Source organism: Fibrobacter sp. HC4 (assembly GCF_023373925.1).
In the GTDB taxonomy this organism is placed as follows: Bacteria; Fibrobacterota; Fibrobacteria; order Fibrobacterales; family Fibrobacteraceae; genus Fibrobacter.
This window is the reverse complement of sequence record NZ_JALCZV010000018.1, coordinates 32894-49072: the sequence shown is the minus strand read 5'-3', so window position 1 is coordinate 49072 and position 16179 is coordinate 32894. Positions and strand designations below refer to the sequence as shown.

Below are 16179 nucleotides of genomic sequence, written 5' to 3'. Positions count from 1 at the left end.
TTAGACCGCTGTTTTACCCGCAGGCGATTTTCTTGATGATTTTTACCACGGCTTCCATGGCTTCTACGGAAACGTGCTCGAAGGGACCATGGTAGCCGTAGCCGCCTGTTCCAAGGTTGGGGCAGGGCAATCCCATAAAGCTGAGCTTGGAGCCGTCGGTGCCGCCGCGGACAGGTTCACTGACCGGCTCCACATCAACGGATTCAATGGCGGCACGGGCGCGTTCCAGAACTTCGGGGCATTTCTCGATGACTTCCAGCATGTTGCTGTAGGAATGTTTCAGCTGCAGTTCTACGACGCTGCCGCCGGCACGTTCCTTACTTGCATCCGCAAAAGCGGTACCGCCGAATTTCGCATTGTACTTCGCGGCAACTTGGCGTAAAAATTCCTGGCGTTCCTCGAAGCGCTTCTTGTCATGATTGCGGACGATGTAGCAGAGGGTGGCTTCGCTGACGTCGCCTTGCATATCTGTCAGGTGATAGAAACCCTGGTGGCCTTCGGTCATGGCGGGCGTTTCGTCGGCAGGGAGCGCCATGGCGATTTCCGCCGCCATGAGGCTTGCGTTCTTCATGATGTCCTTTGCTTCACCGGGATGAACGCTCTTGCCGTGGACAATGAACTTTGCGCTAGCCGCATTGAAGTTCTCGTAGGCGATGTCCCCTTCGTAGCCGCCGTCAACGGTGTAGCCGTACTTGGCCTTCATGTAATTCAAGTCAACCAGATCCGCACCGCGACCGATTTCTTCGTCGGGCGTAAAGCAAACCCAGATGTCCCCATGGCCGGAAAGATTTTCGTAGCCGCGACTTTCGGCGTGGCGGTCGGTAGCCACCAGCTCTTCCATGGCGGTGACGATTTCTGCAATGCCCGCCTTGTCGTCGGCGCCCAGCAATGTGGTTCCGTCGGTGGTAATAAGGGTGCGGCCCTTCAGAGTTTTAAGGGTGGGGAAGTCGGCCACTTTCAACACGGCGCCGGAACCTTTCAGCACAACATCGCCGCCGTCGTAATTTTCGATAATCTGGGGCTTCACATTTTCGCCGCTAAAGTCCGGCGAGGTATCCATGTGGCTAATGAAGGCGATGGCGTCGTCATCTTCGTGGCCGGCGGTAGCGGGCAGCAAGCCGTACACATAGCCGTGTTCGTCCATCTTTACCTGCTGCAAGCCGATGTCGTTCAGCTCTTGGGCCAAGTACTTGCCCAATGCAAGCTGACGTTCCGAACTGGGACAATTTTCGCAGTTCTCATCGGAAGTGGTATGGAAGCTGACGTACTTTAAAAAACGTTCCTGTACCTTCATAATGAACCCATAAAGTTAGCGCTTGATTTTCTGACTTAAAAACTAGAATGTTTGGTAAATAAAATGGGGGAGTCGGGTCATTAAAAGTTTATCTTTAGGGTATGACAGCAGAAAAGGGAAAGTCTACGGATCAAGTTCCGCTGAAACTGGTTACGGTAAAACGCAGCCGTTTTTCTCACGTGCGCCTGGATGATCCCGAGACCTGGCCGTTAGTGGCCCAGTTCTTTTTTTACCCGAGACCTCTGGGACGTCAGCAGTTTTTCGGATTGCGGGTGGTCCTGCTGGTGGCCATGATCTTTTTTTCGGCGCAGTTGTTCCGGCAGGGGTACGATGCTCCCATCGCCCAATATTTGCATTGCCTGAATTTGCCTGTCCATGAAACGGGGCATATCGTATTCGGCATTTTCGGAAAGCCTGTGGTGACTTCCCTTGGGGGCAGCCTTTTTCAGATTATCATGCCCCTGGTGTTTTGCTTTGCGTTGTGGATCAAGCCCCGCGACTTGATGGGGGTTTCGGTGGGTCTCTGGTGGGCCTTCGAGAATTTTATCGATGTGGCGCCTTATATCGATGACGCCCTGCATATGCGCCTGATGCTGATTAGCGGCGGTACCGGAGCCGAGGCTCCTTATGGATTCCATGACTGGAATTTTATTTTGTCTGAAACAGGGCTGCTGCTGAAACACGACAAGATTGCCGACGTGGTCTATACCATGGGTTATGCAGGGATGGTGCTGTGCTGCCTTTGGGCGGCCTGGTCGCTGTTCTATTACTTCAAGTACCAGCGGGTTTGAAAGTGGTTGGGGCTGTCAAGGAGAACCGCAAACGAAAGGGGCGGCGCAAGTCCAGGAAGCCCATGACCCGTTCCCAGATGATGGGGGCGGTCCATTCCGAGGATACCAAGCCCGAGGTGAAGGTGCGTCGTGCACTTTTTCAGGCGGGGTTCCGCTATCGCCTGCACCGTCGCGACTTGCCCGGTACGCCGGATATCTTCGTGCAGAAATACGGGGTGGCCATTTTCGTGAACGGCTGTTTCTGGCATCAGCATGGCTGCAAGCTTACCAGTCGCCCTAAGTCCAATTCCGATTTCTGGAATGAAAAGTTCGACAACAATATGGCCCGTGATATCAAGACCCGCCATCAGCTATCCCTGATGGGGATCCGCGTGGCGGTGGTCTGGGAATGCTCCCTCCGTGACGACTCACACCGCGGCACTTCCCATGATTGCCGCGAAACTTCCCAGGGCAGTGAACCCCAGGACCGTCGCGGTACTTCCCCCGATGACCGTATGGGTGCGGCCCTTACCCTGGAACGGCTTATGACATTCATCAAAAGCGATGAAGAAACCATCGAGCTTTAGGGTCGGACTTAGCTTTTACACGAAAACTTATTATATATTACTTACAGAAAATTAGTGTAAGGTTGGTGTGTGACTGTCCGCTCCTGTAAATATCGAAGTTTTGTTTTGACCTGTGTAATTGCGCTGCTGGGCCTTGTTTTGGGCGTTTCCAGCACTTTTGCAGAGGAATTTGATGCCTCTTCCACAAATCAGGCTAAGGTTGTGACTGTTGGTTACTATTCCAGCAAGCATTTCCAGGAAGGTATGGCCGACAGTTCTATCAAGTCGGGCTATGGCTACGAATATCTGCAGCAGGTTTCCGACTATACCGGTTGGCAGTACAAGTACATTTATGGGGATTGGGGTGCCATTTTCGACATGTTCCTGAAAGGGGAAGTGGACATCATGGCCGGCCTGGCCAAGATGGATGAACGTAAAGGTCAGATGGAATATCCTGACTATTACATGGACGTGGATTACCATTTCATCTTTACGAAACGTGGCGACAATTCCATGTCTGAAGAGGACATCAGTTCTTTTAACGGCAAGCGGATCGGCTGCCTGCGTAACAGCAACTTGACCACAGGACTCAAGAAGTGGGCTGCTGAAAAGGGGGCCCAGCTGGAGTATGTCTATTTCAACGACCTGAACGAATTGCCTAGGGCTCTGGAAAGGGGCGAGGTGGATGGCTTTGCCGGGAGCGACAAGTTTTTGGACCGCGGGATGAATGTAAAGCCCCTGGTGCTCGTCGCTTCCCCGAAATCCTATATCTGTGTGCGAAAGGGGGCGAATCGCCTGCTGCGCGAACTGAACACCGCTCTTGAACATATCAATTCCGATGATGGCGCCTTCATAGAAAGCCTCCGAAACAAGTATTACAGGAGCAAGTCAGTCAGTGCGGAACTTTCTAGCCGCGAACAGGAATGGCTCGAAAAGCACAATGTTTTAAAGGTGGCTTACGCTCCGGACCACTTGCCCTATTGTACGCGAGGCGCCGATGGTCGTGTGAATGGCGTTCTCAAGGACATCATGGATTCCTGGCTCAAGAAGTTGAATCTTGATGGCAAGCTGATGGTTCGCTATGTCCCCTGCGTCAATTTCCGCCAGGCTATTACGGAATTGCAGAGTGGCAGTGTCGATGTGGTTTTCCCCCTGCCCAGTAACAGGTGGTATGCGGAACAGTCCAATGTGATGATTTCGTCGGAGCTGGTGAGCGTTCCCATGTCCGTCGTGTTCAAGGGCGATTACAACAAGTCCATTTTCAAGAAGATTGCGATGATCGCCAAGCCGCAGCAGACCCTGTTCATGCGGGAAATGTTCCCCGGAAGCGAATGGCTGATGCTGGACAATGCCGAAGAGTGTATGAGGGCTGTGCAAGATGGTAAGGCTTCCAGTGCCCTGTTGATTACCTTCAAGGCCAATCCCCTGATGCGCGATGCCGAGTTCTCGCAGCTCAAGTTTATGCCCATAGGCAAGGGTTCTTTCTATTCTGTAGGTGTCCGCAAGGGTAATTTCGCCTTGCTCAGCTTGCTGAACCGTGGCTTTAGCCTCATGGATATGAATGTCATGAATAATGCGGCCTATAAGTACATGGAATACCATAGCCATTACAGCATGTCGGACTTTATACGTGACAATCTGATTTTCTTCGTGCTGCTGATGGCGATGATCACCTTTGTCATCATAACGATTTTGGCGCTCTATGTTTCCGGAATGAAGAAGGCTCACCATGCGACCCAGATTCAGGTCGAGATCAGTGAGGCTTTGAGCCTTGATTATCCCTATGCGATTTTGGTGGACATCGAAAGAGGATTCTCGCTAACCATTAAGAAAGACGGAATGGTCCTGAAGGAAAAGGACTGGATTTACCAGGAAAGCTATGACGCGGCCTGGAAATTGTTTGCCAACAAGTATGTTTGCGAAGAGGATCGTTCAGAAGTCTTAAGGGCTTCGTCTCTGGATGTGGTTCTTGAAAATCTGAAGGAACAGTCGGAATATATTTGCACCTACCGCGCAGAATGGGGTAACAAGAAGCACTATACCCAATCCTCCTTTACCAAGGTTTACTTCTCGAATTTGAAGAAGAATGTGATCATTCTTGGATGCAAGACCGTTGACGACTTGATGGCAAAGGAAAGGGAACATCGTGAATTGCTGTCCAATGCCTTGGCGGTGGCGGAACGCTCCAATCAGTCCAAGACCATCTTCCTGAACAACATGAGCCACGACATCCGCACGCCCATGAACGCCATCATTGGCTTTACTAACCTGGCGAAGATCCATGTGCGGGATACGGATGCGGTTAGAAGTTACCTGAACAAGATTTCCATCTCTAGTAGTCATCTGCTTTCGCTGATCAACAATGTGCTTGACATGAGCCGAATCGAAAGCGGCAAGGTCAAACTTTCCGAAGACCGAGTCCACTTGCCTTCCATGATCCGCGAAATTCAGGACATGGTGCAGAATACCGCCCAGTCAAAGGGTGTAAGCATCAGCTTCTATGACGCCCTTACCAACGAGGTCGTTCTTGCCGATGACCTGAAGCTGAAACAGGTGATTCTGAATATCGTGGGGAACTCGATCAAGTTTACCCGCCCAGGTGGCCGCGTGGTCGTGTCGGTTGTGGAACGTGGAGGCGCTCCCGAAGGTTTTGCAAACTACCAGTTTATCGTTGCGGATACGGGTATCGGTATGAGTGCCGACTTTAGGAATCATATCTTTGAAACCTTTAGTCGCGAAAGAACATCAACTGTTAGCGGCATTCAGGGAACGGGCCTGGGGATGGCCATTTCCAAGAACATCATTGACATGATGGGCGGTACGATTGTCGTTGACAGCACACCGAACGTTGGAACGAAAATCACGGTGAATGTGATGTTCAAGTTTAGCGACCTGGTGATAAAGAATGCGTCTGCGAAGGAACTTGGAATTGATCCTACCGAAGAACTTTTTAAGTCGAACGCCTTTGACTTTAAGGGCAAGAAAATCTTGCTGGTAGAAGACAATCCGCTGAACCAGGAAATCGCAATGTCCATCCTGGAGGAATTGGGATTCGAGGTGGATCTGGCTGAAGACGGTCTTGCCGCCGTCGAAAAGATTAGGCAGAATCCCGCAGGAACCTATAACGCCGTCTTGATGGATATCCAGATGCCCAATATGGATGGCTATGAGGCAACCCGGACTATCCGCAAGATGACGGACTCTGCAAAGGCCTTGATTCCTGTGGTGGCCGTGACTGCCAATGCTTTTGATGAAGACCGCCAGAAGGCCTTTGACGCTGGCATGAATGGTCATGTGTCCAAGCCCATCTCTGTTCCGGAACTGATGGAAGTTCTTGGAAAGCAGGTGTAAATACTGAGGAATTGATGCCTAGCATTATTTTTGTGTGCCACGGTAACATATGCCGTAGTCCCATGGCGGAATTCGTCATGAAGAAGATGGTCAGGGATTTTTTTGGAAATACAGCCAATGACGCACGAGCTGACGCTCGCGCTACAGGTCTGACTGAGAAAGATTTTCAGATTGCAAGTGCCGCTACAAGCACCGAAGAAATCGGGAATCCGGTTTATCCGCCTGCCCGTCGGTTGTTAAATGCCCGCGGGATTGATTGCAGCGGACATGCCGCGCGACAGTTCAATCAGCGGGATTATGACCGCTACGATTATGTGGTGCTGATGGACCGCAATAACCTCCGCAATTTGCGCTGGAACATTAATGCCGAAAGCTACGAGAAGGAAACGGCCCGTGGTATTGACGGCGCCGCTAATGAAGACCGCAAAGTTTCGCTGCTGATGGATTGGACCAGTCGCCCGGGCGATGTGGCTGACCCCTGGTATACCGGTGATTTCGAGGCGACTTGGCGCGACGTAAACGAAGGTTGTCGCGGATTGCTAGACGAAATTATGGCGAAGGCGTTGGCCGGCGCCTGGAAGTAGGCCGCGCAGATTCAATTAAATTACCGCCCCGAATTTTTTGCGGATCCGCATTTCTGAAACGATGTTTGAAATCGGGAGCAGATACAGGTAGCAGGCAAAAAGGATGCTTGCGGTAGGGGCGCCTATGGTCCCCAGGGGAATCAGGCTTGCTACCGTCCAGGGAACAAGGGGTGCAATCACGACGGCCGTATTCTCGATGGCCATGGCCCGCTCCTTTTTGTCGGGAATGACATTGCCTGAAATTTCGTTGGTCAGCACGATGGCCAGAGTCTGGTTGCAGGAAAGGGCGCTTGAGGCAACCGCCGTAAGGGAGGCGAAACCGCAAGGAGGAAGTCGGTTTGCGATACGGCTTGCGAATCGGTTCATCTTGTCTAGAATTCCCATGCCCTTGAAGAGTCCCGCATAAGTCAGGGAAATGGCGACGACTACAATCATCTTGACCATTCCGAAAACGCCACCGCCATTCATCATGGAAATTTCTGCAGGGGCGTCAAATCCCAGGAAGGCTGTCTTGACAGTCTCGGCCGCGGTCATTTGCTGCTGCCAGATGCAAATTGCGAGGGACATGGCGATGCTTACGGCCATGGTCATCTTTACATTGAACCGCAGGGCCGCAAGGACGAGAATCGCGACGGCTGGCAAGAGGGTGACAATGCCCAGGTCATAATGCTGCTGCAGAAGTTTCGTTATGTTGTCTGCTCCGACCGCGAGACTTGCGTCAGATGGATTTACGTCAGAGGGAACTGTGCCTGTGACGTAGCCCAGGATTCCATAAATTGCCAGGGCGGCCAAGGCGGCTTTCCAACCGGACTTGATCATGCCCCGTATATTTTCATGGAGGTTCGTCCCTGTAATTTCTGCCACCAGCATGGCGCTTGTAGAGACTGGCGAGCAACGGTCACCGAAATAGGCGCCGGCAAGAATGGTCCCGCCGCAAATGGCTTCGTCGACTCCGATAGCGGCCCCTACGCCCATGCAGATGACGCCCATGGTGGCGGCCGTTCCGATGGATGTTCCCGTAAGCACCGAGACGGCGGCGCACAAGATGAAAACCGCCGGCAGGAAAAGTTCTGGCGTAAGCGCTCCCGAGGCGGCATTGACAATGAAGGCTACCGTTCCACAGGCCCGCCACAACGCAGTGAGTGCCCCCACCAGCAGCATGACGATGGCGATGTTCCTTACGGCGGTCATTCCCGACAGTGCCATTTTCCAGAGGGCGCGCCAGCTGAACCTGCGGATTTTTCCGTAGGTCATCAGCATTACGAATCCTATGGCGAGAGCGATTAACACGACGCCAAATTTATGTAATTTTACCCTATGATATTTTTCTTCGGACTTTTGCTCACTGCCATCGTTGTATTGTACCTGAACATCAGCAGGACCCTTCCCGGCAAAGGGGGGAAACTGCTGGCTCTCGGTTTTTTGCTTGGCATCTTTTTGAGCATGACCTTGCGGGACGGCGTTGTAGGCGCCATCCTCCTGACATTCTTTACCATTTGGATGTGTCAGGCCCTTTGGATGTTCATTTTGCTGGACGTCTTCCTGATGGGCCGTTTTTTCTGGCTCAGCCATAAAATGACCGGGTCGGGTTATCAAAAATCAAGCGCTAACTTTGTTTGTAAAAGTACGAGAGGCGTTCTTATCGCCAGCATCCTGCTGGCCCTCATCCTTATCGGGCTGGGCGTGCCCCATAATGCCGATTACCAGGTGCGTACCCAGGATGTCTCCCTGAAAACGGACTGCGATTCCTGCGGTTCCAAAAAGCCGTTTACCGCGGTCTATTTCAGCGATATGCATTTTGCTCCGCTGTTCCGTACCGCAAAGCTTGAACGCCTGGCTGCCCAGGTGGATTCCATCGGGCCGGACTTCGTCCTTTTTGGCGGTGACCTGTCCGATGTAAATACCGCTACCATGGACGAATGGGGTTATGGCCCCCTCATGGCGAAGGTGGCCAAGTCCGCCAAGGTGGCCGCCATAGCCATCAACGGTAATCACGAGGCCATGCAGGAACGTAACGGTTCCAATACGCTGGCATGGCTCCGAAGCAACGGCTGGGTCACTATGGACGATTCTACCGCCTGTTTTAGTAAGGTTAGCGTCCCCGAAGTCTGCTTTACCGGCCGTACTGATTTCCAGGTGGCCCGTACCCGCGGTACCGAACGTAAACCTCTGGCGGATTTGGTGCCGCAGCAGTTCAAGTCTGACTCCTCTGGCGCTTACCGTAAAGTTAGCCCTTGGATCCTGCTGGACCACCAGCCAAAGGGTATTGAACCCGAATATTCGGGAATTTTGCCTGATTTCGCCCTTTCCGGCCATACTCACGATGGGCAGTTCTTCCCCGGAAACCTGATTATTGGCCTGGTTTGGCGCCTGGCATACGGTTTTGGCATGCTGGATGGGGTCCATTGGCTGGTCAGTTCCGGTATCGATTCCTGGGGCCCTCCCGTTCGCGTAGGGTCAGATACGGAGCTCTGGGTACTCCATTTCCTGTACCGCTGACGGGATTAACTATATTTCCCCCCATGGCTTTATGCATCGAATCTAATCATTTGGAAACGGTCCAGCGTATCCTTGCCCTCCATTTTGAAGGTATGGAAGTCTGGGCCCATGGCGCCCGTGTGACAGGAGTAGACCTTACTCCCGATACGGAACTGGAACTGGTGGTGATTTCCGAAAAACCCCTTTCCTTTGAAACCATGACCACCATTGAAAAGGCTTTTGTCGACAGCGGCTTGCCTTTCCGCGTGGATATTATGGATTGGGCTAAGCTGCCCGAATCCCTCCAGAAACAAATCAAGAAAGAGCACGACGTGGTTCAGTCCGTCGAAGAATCCTAGTATGAAACGTCTTCTTCCCCTTGTTCTGGTTGCATCCCTCGCAACCTCCCTGTTCGCCCAGGATGAAATTTCCCAGGCAAAGTCCCTGATTCAGAACGGCCAGTGCGCCGAGGCTATCGCCCCCCTCCAGAAGCTTTACAAGTCCAGCTTCCGCAAGTCTTCCGGTGAAAAGGCAACCGTCATGCTCACCGAATGCTACCTGCGCGAACATAACCGCGACGAGGCCGAAAAGGTTTCTTCCCGATTCCTGGAATACTATGTGAACACGGTTTACCGTGAACGCATGGAACTGGCCCACGCCATTGTCATGGTAGAAAAGGGCAACGTTTACGAAGGTGTCGAAGCCATGCACCGCATCCTGGCCTACTCCAAGAATCCTGCCGCCCGTGCCCGTACCAAGGACGTGGTAGTACAGACTCTGGCCGCTTCCCTTTTGAACGCTGACCAGCTCCAGGCTCTCCTGGAAAAGTATCCGGTGGATAAGGATGTTATCGGCTGGATGCAGCTGCAGATTGGCCGTGAATGCCAGAACGTCAAGCGTTACCGCGCCGCCCGCTACTGGTACAAGAAGGTGGCCGCTTCTTCCGATATTTCCGAAAAGCTTCTGAGCACCGCCCAGCGTGGCATCGAGTCCCTGGAAGGCTACGGTGCCGGCATGCCCACCGTCCTGGTGCTGGCTCCCTTGTCCGGTGACTTCGCCGAATTCGGTGCTGCTGCCATTCAGGGTGTGATTCTCGCCCACGAACAGGCTGGCCTGGCTGGTAAGGTGAATATCCGTACCGCCGATACCCGCGCCGATGCCTCTCAGGCTCTCCTCCGTACCCAGCAGGCTATCAACCAGGATAGCGTGATCGCCGTGATCGGCCCCATCATGAGCGCTCCGGCTGCAACCGTCGGCGCCTGGCTGGGCAGCAACTTCCAGAACATCCCCATGCTGACTCCCACTGCAACGGATGACGGCATCGCCAAGATGGGTCCCAATATCTTCCAGGTGAACATCACCATGGATAACCTGGCCCACAAGATTGCAGACTTCGCTACCAGCTGCCTGAACATCAAGGAATTCGCCGTTCTTAGCCCCCTGGGTGATTACGGTGCTTCCATGAGCCAGAGCTTTACCCAGGCTGTTGAACGCCGCGGTGGTAACGTGGTCGCCTTCCGCAACTACGAAGAAGGCCGCCCCGACTACAAGACTGAATTTGACCTGCTCCGCGATGTCCGCTTCAAGCAGCTGAACCGCCGCCGCAACCTGGCCCGTGGCGCTTCCGACCTGGATGCCATCAACGCCAAGGAACGCAAGGCTTACATGGCTGACTCCACTTTCGATATCCCGGGTATCTTTATCCCCGCAACCAACCCCGGCGATGCAGGCCTCATGGCAGGTCAGGTGGCATTCAACAAGATTTCCGGTCGCCTGCTGGGCGCTTCCGGCTGGTATGGTCGCGAACTGCTGATCCAGGGCAAGCGTCTGGTGGACAGCTCCTACTTCAGCGTGCCGGCCCTGGACATGGGCGGCGACAACTCCGACCTCAAGAAGTTCGTGTCTGACTTCAAGGAACGCTGGGGCGATGAACCGGGCGAAGACAAGGTCAGCGGCCTCAGCTACGACGCTGCAAACATCGTGTTCAGCACCATCGCAAAGAAGCCCAACAGCCTGACCAACTCCATCAACAACACCGCCGTCTTCAAGGGCGTGTATGGAGACATCAAGTTCAAGCGTGGCGCCAACACCAACACCAAGATCGTTACGGTGAACAAGGGCAAGTTCGAAACTGTCGAAGGCTGCCCCGCCAGAAAGTAATTGCGGCTGCCGCCGGACGGTTCCGACGATATGGGGCCTGACGATATGGGTCGCGACGACATCTAGCTGATTGCATTTAAAAAAAGAGTCCCCGCGGTTTAAAACTGCGGGGCTCTTGTTTCTAGGAGGAGAGAAATAAACTTTCTAGTCGTCGATGCCTGCGGGGCAGAGGGCTGCGGCTACGAATGCGGGGGATTCCCCACGGCGGTAGAAGGCGCGCAGCTCTTCGTCATCGATGATGTCGTCCAGGTTCACGGTGCCGGTGGCGTCCAGCTCTTCCTTGATCCTTGCCTTGAATGCCTGGAAGCCGGACTTGAGCAAGTAGAAGGACAGTGCCGATGTTTTGCGGAATATCTTCATGGGACCTCCACCAAGTATATCGCCTGGAACGAAAAAAAATGTTTCTACATGTTGATTAGTTTGTGAATTGTTGAAAAGTTGTTGAATGTTTGTACTATTTATAGATTTTTTTTAGAGCTTTGACAACAGATTTTTTTATTCGTAAATAATAAGTAAGTTTAACCGTTTGCGTTTTTTGCCCGATTTTATATATGAAAATGCCGGTTTTTAAAAGTCTAACTTGTTGATTTTCATTAAATTACGGCATTTTAACCCTGTTTTTGACCGTATGCGGTTCCGTCGAGACGAATATTCCTGTCTGGAATAAGAACCTGCGACAATGTTTTCGAAAATGGGGGTGAAATAGCGAAAATCGGGGTCTTCTTTTTCTGTTGATAAAGTGTTTGTAATCTGTCGCAAATCACAACTTATCAACATCCCCCATAAACACCGGTGGTGCAATTTTCTAGATTTACCCTGATGTTTTCCAGATTCCTTTTGATATTCTGTCTTGCCCTGGCTTCTGTTGTCGCCTTTGCGGCCGACGAACACGATTTGACTCTTGCCCTGGATGCAAGGCAGGCCGCTTTGTGGGAAAAGGCCACCGAGGCCACCATGGCCCTGCGCTATAATGACGCCCTGAAGTATGCCAAGGAACTGCGCGCCGAGAACAAGGGCCTGGGCTGTATTCTGGAAGGGGTTGTCCGTATTAGTATTTATGACGACAAGGGGGATACCGCATCCCTCCATCATGCCGGCCGTAGCCTCGAGAAGTGTGAAGCCTCGGGACTGTGGGACGCCTTGCGCCGTTTCGAGATCGGCTATGTGCAGGGGGAGACCGGTCATTCTGTAAAAGGCGCCATGACCACCCGCTCCGCCGCCAAGGCCTTCGAGGATTCCAAGGAACTGGAGGCCCGCACGTTCTTTGCCATCTACGCCTACTATATCGACAAGAGTTTCAGTTGGGTTCCCTTCAAGTCCGACAACCGTGCCGAATACCTTTCCGTTTTGGATAGCGCCTCCAAGGTGTCGGGCCGCTTCTGGCCCCTGTTCCTTACGCCCCTGGTCTGGATGCACTACGACAAGGAAGATTACGCCACCGGCCTGAAGCTTGCCGAACGTGGCCTGGCCCGCGCACCGGGAAATCCCGTGATGCTCCAGATCAAGGCCGACATGCTTTACCGCCTGAAGCGTTATGATGAAGCCGCCCGGATTTACGAAGAGAGTGCTGCCGCCTATCTGGAACGTACTGGCGCCTCCATTCGATACTGGTGTTCCGTGCTGAACCTGATCCGCATTCATAACGATGCCGGCCGAAAAGAGAAGGCGGCGGAATGGCGTGCCAAGCTGGATAATCCCAAGTACAGGGCCCTTGAAAAATGGATGCCCGGATCCTTGATGGATGACTTAAATAAACGCGACCTGATTTAAAAAATTTTGATGTAAAAAATGCTGATTTTGAATAAATTTCGGCATTTTTTATTTTGTTAACAATTTTTAACGAAAACTCCCGGATTTTCCTGCGTGTTAATAGGAAAGAACCATTAACCGTCAGGAGGCATTATGACTGGGAATTGTTTGCGGGTGGGCTTCTTTCTCGATGGCTACACCCTGAAAAAGGTGAACGAGTACTATAGGGTCCACCACCGCTACCACGCAAGTCTGGATTTGCGGGGGCTCAAGTTCTGGGTGCAGTTGCAGATCCAGCGCTACTTCAACAGGGCCAATCGGGTTGTCGCCCTGGAGTCCCATTATTATCACCCCCAGAGGAACCCCCACATTTACGCCAGGGGGGTCAAGGGTGTGTTCAAGTTCGAGTTCGAACTTATGAATGCGGGGTATCAGGTCCATTACAGCGACCTTCCTGTAGACGATGGCCACATGGGGCCGAACCTGGGGCTGATCAAGGACGCCGAGATGTTTGCCGCATACTGCGATATGGATGCGGTGGTACTGCTCAGCACCCAGGGGCAATATGTTCCCCTTGTAGATAGGCTCAAGAAAATGGGGGTGCCTGTGCTTCTGCTGGGCTGGAGTTTTAGCTACCCCAAGAACAGCCGCTATGTGCACTGGAGGACCGATACGGGGCTCAGGTTACGCTGTGCGCACTACGTTGCCATGGAGCGGATTCTGGACCACGATCCTGCAAACGATATTCCGCCTACGGGATTCTTCTTTCGCCCCCAGGTTGGGACCGCCCCGGATGTTGCAGTCGGCGGTGGCGGTTTAACCTGCGTGACGGATGACGGGCTGGCTGTGGGCCGTTTTGCAGATGACGGATTGGCGGGCATGAAAAAAGCCCAGGGGCCAAATGACCTCTGGGCGAAATGCGAAACTCCGGAGAGTATTAAAGCTTGTTTTCCTGCTTTGTCTGCCAGTCGCTGTGGAAGATCCATGTGAGGCGCAGACCCAGGAAGAAGGTGTCGCCGTTGTTGTCGGTGTCGTCGCCGATATATTCGGTGTTGACCAGTTCCTTGCCTTCGACGCTGAGTTCATTGTAGCGTACGAAGCGGTAACCGACATAGACGCCCAATGCCAGGTGGTCGAATTCCAGGCGGCCTTCCAGTTCGCTGTTGACTGTGGTGGCCATGGCGCTGTAGTAGCGGTTACGGAAGTTGTAGGTTTCGCCACCGTTCAAGTCAGTGACTTCGAAGTTAGAGGCGAAGTGGATGTTGATCAGGTTGAAACCGAAACCGACGGCGGGGATCAAGTTGATGAAGGTGTTTTCGCCGAAGAGCTTCCAGCCGAACATCCAGTCGGCGCCGTAGCTGTACCACTTGACGTCGTACAGGGGGAACTTCATATGAAGCTCATCGCCATTGGCGTCATAGGCTTTGGCAGTGTAGGTATTGCTGGGACGTTCAGAAATCTGGGTGGGCATGAAGTTTACGTCGATCCAGGTTTGGAACTGCTTGTACTGGGCGCCGAAGATGGCGTGGAGACCCAGGTAGTAGTCGTCAAAGGTTTTGTACTTCATCTTGCCACCGCTGTAGAAGACGTCGCCTTCATCGGTGGACACGGTATGACCGCCCTTTACGAAGGCCAGGTGGTTCACGTAGCTCTGGAAATCATCGTGCATGATGCGGAAATCGGTGCCGAAGGATACGAATCCGCGGATATGGTCCTTGTCGTAGAAACCGGATTCGGCTTCAGCGAAGGAAGAGTTTGCCAGAGCGAGTACGCTAAGGACAGCTGCAGTCAAAAAAGAGGTTATCTTTGTCTTCATAAAAGATCCCATTTATAAATTCCGAACATATAAGATACATTATGTTGAGGATTTTTGCAGTGGAAAATTTGTTAAAGCGTTAAAAATCAACGATTTACGATGAATTTGAGGATTAAAGATGTTGACTTTTGGTGGAAAAGTCGGGGCATTGGGGATTTTAATCGCCTTGATAATGGTGGGCTGCGGGTCCGAGCCTGCTAAAAAAGAGAAGAACGTTGAAGCCGTTCAGCAGGACTGCGGCAGTTCCATTCAGAAAAATTGGCAGGTTGTGGCGGGGGATGACCGCGCCCGGACCAACCTTCTGTGGGTGGATTCCGCCTGCGGGGAACAGGTGGCCGCTATCCGCTCCATCGTGGGGGCCGACACCTTGGAGAAAATCTTTGTGCTTCGGGATTCTGCCGCCTTTACCGCGGGGGGCGCCTTGCCCGGGGAACTGTCTAGCGCCATGGTGCTGCGGACGCCTCTCCAGAGGGTGGCGGTACTTTCATCGGCCCAGATTGGCTACATGCTTCGCCTCGGTGTGGAAGACCGCATTATAGCGGTAGGTGCCGGGAAGTACATTGCGGATTCTACTTTGTACGCAAAGGCCGCCGCAGGGCAGGTCGCAGAAGTAAGCCCCGACGGCATGAATGTGGATTACGAGAAGCTCATCGCCTTAAAGCCGGACCTGGTCATGACCTTTGTCACAGGCGGTTCCCAGGACGATTACGACCGTATGGAAAAGCTGGGCATACCCGTAATGCTTACCTCCGAATGGCAGGAGAATTCCCTTGAGGCCAAGGCGGCGTGGATCAAGCTTTATAGTTCCCTGTTTAACGTAGAAATGCCCGACGAAAAAAAAGATTCGGAGTCTTTCTCTGATTCCCTTGTTTATGGAGATCCGGCAGGAAGCGCCGACCCCTGTGTAGAACAGAAGGTAGTGCGTTCCGGGCAAAATGAAAAGCGTGGTTTTAAGGTTGTGGCAAGGGGCCCCCGGGTTCTTGCGGGCATGAGCTATGGCGGCGTGTGGTACGCCCCCGGTGGACGTAGCTATACTGCCGACCTGATCAGAAAAGCAGGCGGCTGCTACTTGTGGGCGTCCGACACTACCCGCGAACTGAAGCTCACCATTGAAGATGTGATGGCCCTGGCAGACTCCGTCGATATTTGGATTAACCCCGGTATGTTCGGCACTCCCGAAGAAATCCTGGCTGCGGAGCCCCGCGCCGCCTACATCAAGGCTTTCAAGGAGAAGAAGGTCTTGCAGAATGATGGGCGCAAGGGCCCCGGTGGCGGAAACGATTTCTTTGAAGGTGCGGTGGCAAGGCCCGACGAATTGGTGGAGAATCTCTCCAGCCTGATTTCCACGACCGCCAAAAAGCCCGTTTCCGGGAATCCGGCATTTGAATGGTACCGCAATATTTTCTAATAT

General features: G+C 52.9%; 14 protein-coding genes. 10 read left to right on the top strand and 4 right to left on the bottom strand.

Annotation, left to right across the window (positions count from 1 at the left end; genetic code table 11):
- Window positions 1–13 precede the first annotated feature (13 nt).
- Window positions 14–1294 carry a peptidase T gene (gene pepT, locus MMG03_RS11860; protein WP_249506362.1) on the bottom strand — a complete coding sequence of 427 codons (1281 nt, stop codon included), beginning with the start codon at window positions 1292–1294 and terminating at the stop codon, window positions 14–16.
- A 101-nt stretch (window positions 1295–1395) separates the two neighbouring features.
- Between pepT and MMG03_RS11855 the strand changes: the two genes are divergently transcribed.
- The 4 genes from MMG03_RS11855 (at window position 1396) to MMG03_RS11840 (ending at window position 6565) form a co-directional block, all read left to right on the top strand.
- Window positions 1396–2085 (top strand): hypothetical protein, encoded by a 690-nt coding sequence (locus MMG03_RS11855; RefSeq protein ID WP_249506361.1) that lies wholly within the window; start codon window positions 1396–1398, stop codon window positions 2083–2085.
- 62 nt (window positions 2086–2147) lie between these two features.
- Window positions 2148–2651 (top strand): very short patch repair endonuclease, encoded by a 504-nt coding sequence (locus MMG03_RS11850; protein WP_083539784.1) that lies wholly within the window; start codon window positions 2148–2150, stop codon window positions 2649–2651.
- Between the two features lie 105 nt (window positions 2652–2756).
- Window positions 2757–5981 (top strand): response regulator, encoded by a 3225-nt coding sequence (locus MMG03_RS11845; protein ID WP_249506360.1) that lies wholly within the window; start codon window positions 2757–2759, stop codon window positions 5979–5981.
- A gap of 14 nt (window positions 5982–5995) precedes the next feature.
- Window positions 5996–6565 carry a low molecular weight protein-tyrosine-phosphatase gene (locus MMG03_RS11840; RefSeq protein ID WP_073160746.1) on the top strand — a complete coding sequence of 190 codons (570 nt, stop codon included), beginning with the start codon at window positions 5996–5998 and terminating at the stop codon, window positions 6563–6565.
- Window positions 6566–6580: 15 nt separating this feature from the next.
- Here the strand turns inward: MMG03_RS11840 and MMG03_RS11835 are convergent, their stop codons facing one another.
- Window positions 6581–7855 (bottom strand): Na+/H+ antiporter NhaC family protein, encoded by a 1275-nt coding sequence (locus MMG03_RS11835; protein WP_249506359.1) that lies wholly within the window; start codon window positions 7853–7855, stop codon window positions 6581–6583.
- Window positions 7856–7882: 27 nt separating this feature from the next.
- Here MMG03_RS11835 and MMG03_RS11830 point away from each other — a divergent pair, with 27 nt between their 5' ends.
- The 3 genes from MMG03_RS11830 to MMG03_RS11820 are packed head-to-tail and all read left to right on the top strand — an operon-like array spanning window position 7883 to window position 11203.
- Window positions 7883–9064, top strand: coding sequence for a metallophosphoesterase (locus MMG03_RS11830; RefSeq protein WP_249506358.1), 1182 nt, complete (start codon window positions 7883–7885; stop codon window positions 9062–9064).
- Window positions 9065–9087: 23 nt separating this feature from the next.
- Window positions 9088–9402: a DNA polymerase III subunit beta gene (locus MMG03_RS11825; RefSeq protein WP_073160741.1), complete on the top strand. Its 315-nt coding sequence runs from the start codon at window positions 9088–9090 to the stop codon at window positions 9400–9402.
- A gap of 1 nt (window position 9403) precedes the next feature.
- Window positions 9404–11203 (top strand): penicillin-binding protein activator, encoded by a 1800-nt coding sequence (locus tag MMG03_RS11820; protein WP_249506357.1) that lies wholly within the window; start codon window positions 9404–9406, stop codon window positions 11201–11203.
- Between the two features lie 144 nt (window positions 11204–11347).
- Here MMG03_RS11820 and MMG03_RS11815 read toward each other — a convergent pair whose 3' ends face one another.
- Complete coding sequence (locus MMG03_RS11815; protein WP_073160739.1) at window positions 11348–11563, bottom strand: hypothetical protein; 216 nt, start codon at window positions 11561–11563, stop codon at window positions 11348–11350.
- A gap of 459 nt (window positions 11564–12022) precedes the next feature.
- On the opposite strand from MMG03_RS11815, the gene MMG03_RS11810 reads away from it, so the two are divergent.
- A complete protein-coding gene (locus MMG03_RS11810) occupies window positions 12023–12973 on the top strand; it encodes a M48 family metallopeptidase (RefSeq protein WP_249506356.1) in 951 nt (316 codons plus the stop codon).
- Between the two features lie 132 nt (window positions 12974–13105).
- Complete coding sequence (locus MMG03_RS11805) at window positions 13106–13942, top strand: NYN domain-containing protein (RefSeq protein ID WP_101480058.1); 837 nt, start codon at window positions 13106–13108, stop codon at window positions 13940–13942.
- Here MMG03_RS11805 and MMG03_RS11800 read toward each other — a convergent pair.
- Window positions 13890–14768: a hypothetical protein gene (locus MMG03_RS11800; protein ID WP_249506355.1), complete on the bottom strand. Its 879-nt coding sequence runs from the start codon at window positions 14766–14768 to the stop codon at window positions 13890–13892. The genes MMG03_RS11805 and MMG03_RS11800 overlap by 53 nt on opposite strands.
- Window positions 14769–14886: 118 nt before the next feature.
- On the opposite strand from MMG03_RS11800, the gene MMG03_RS11795 reads away from it, so the two are divergent.
- The gene (locus MMG03_RS11795) at window positions 14887–16176 is read left to right on the top strand and encodes an ABC transporter substrate-binding protein (RefSeq protein WP_083542131.1); all 1290 of its coding nucleotides are present in this window, start codon (window positions 14887–14889) and stop codon (window positions 16174–16176) included.
- The last annotated feature ends 3 nt before the right edge of the window (window positions 16177–16179 follow it).

Coding starts and splice junctions, on each gene's coding strand:
- pepT (WP_249506362.1), bottom strand. CDS start 1,294: ATGAAGGTACAGGAACGTTTTTTAAAGTACGTCAGCTTCCATACCACT.
- MMG03_RS11855 (WP_249506361.1), top strand. CDS start 1,396: ATGACAGCAGAAAAGGGAAAGTCTACGGATCAAGTTCCGCTGAAACTG.
- MMG03_RS11850 (WP_083539784.1), top strand. CDS start 2,148: ATGACCCGTTCCCAGATGATGGGGGCGGTCCATTCCGAGGATACCAAG.
- MMG03_RS11840 (WP_073160746.1), top strand. CDS start 5,996: ATGCCTAGCATTATTTTTGTGTGCCACGGTAACATATGCCGTAGTCCC.
- MMG03_RS11830 (WP_249506358.1), top strand. CDS start 7,883: ATGATATTTTTCTTCGGACTTTTGCTCACTGCCATCGTTGTATTGTAC.
- MMG03_RS11825 (WP_073160741.1), top strand. CDS start 9,088: ATGGCTTTATGCATCGAATCTAATCATTTGGAAACGGTCCAGCGTATC.
- MMG03_RS11820 (WP_249506357.1), top strand. CDS start 9,404: ATGAAACGTCTTCTTCCCCTTGTTCTGGTTGCATCCCTCGCAACCTCC.
- MMG03_RS11815 (WP_073160739.1), bottom strand. CDS start 11,563: ATGAAGATATTCCGCAAAACATCGGCACTGTCCTTCTACTTGCTCAAG.
- MMG03_RS11810 (WP_249506356.1), top strand. CDS start 12,023: ATGTTTTCCAGATTCCTTTTGATATTCTGTCTTGCCCTGGCTTCTGTT.
- MMG03_RS11805 (WP_101480058.1), top strand. CDS start 13,106: ATGACTGGGAATTGTTTGCGGGTGGGCTTCTTTCTCGATGGCTACACC.
- MMG03_RS11800 (WP_249506355.1), bottom strand. CDS start 14,768: ATGAAGACAAAGATAACCTCTTTTTTGACTGCAGCTGTCCTTAGCGTA.
- MMG03_RS11795 (WP_083542131.1), top strand. CDS start 14,887: ATGTTGACTTTTGGTGGAAAAGTCGGGGCATTGGGGATTTTAATCGCC.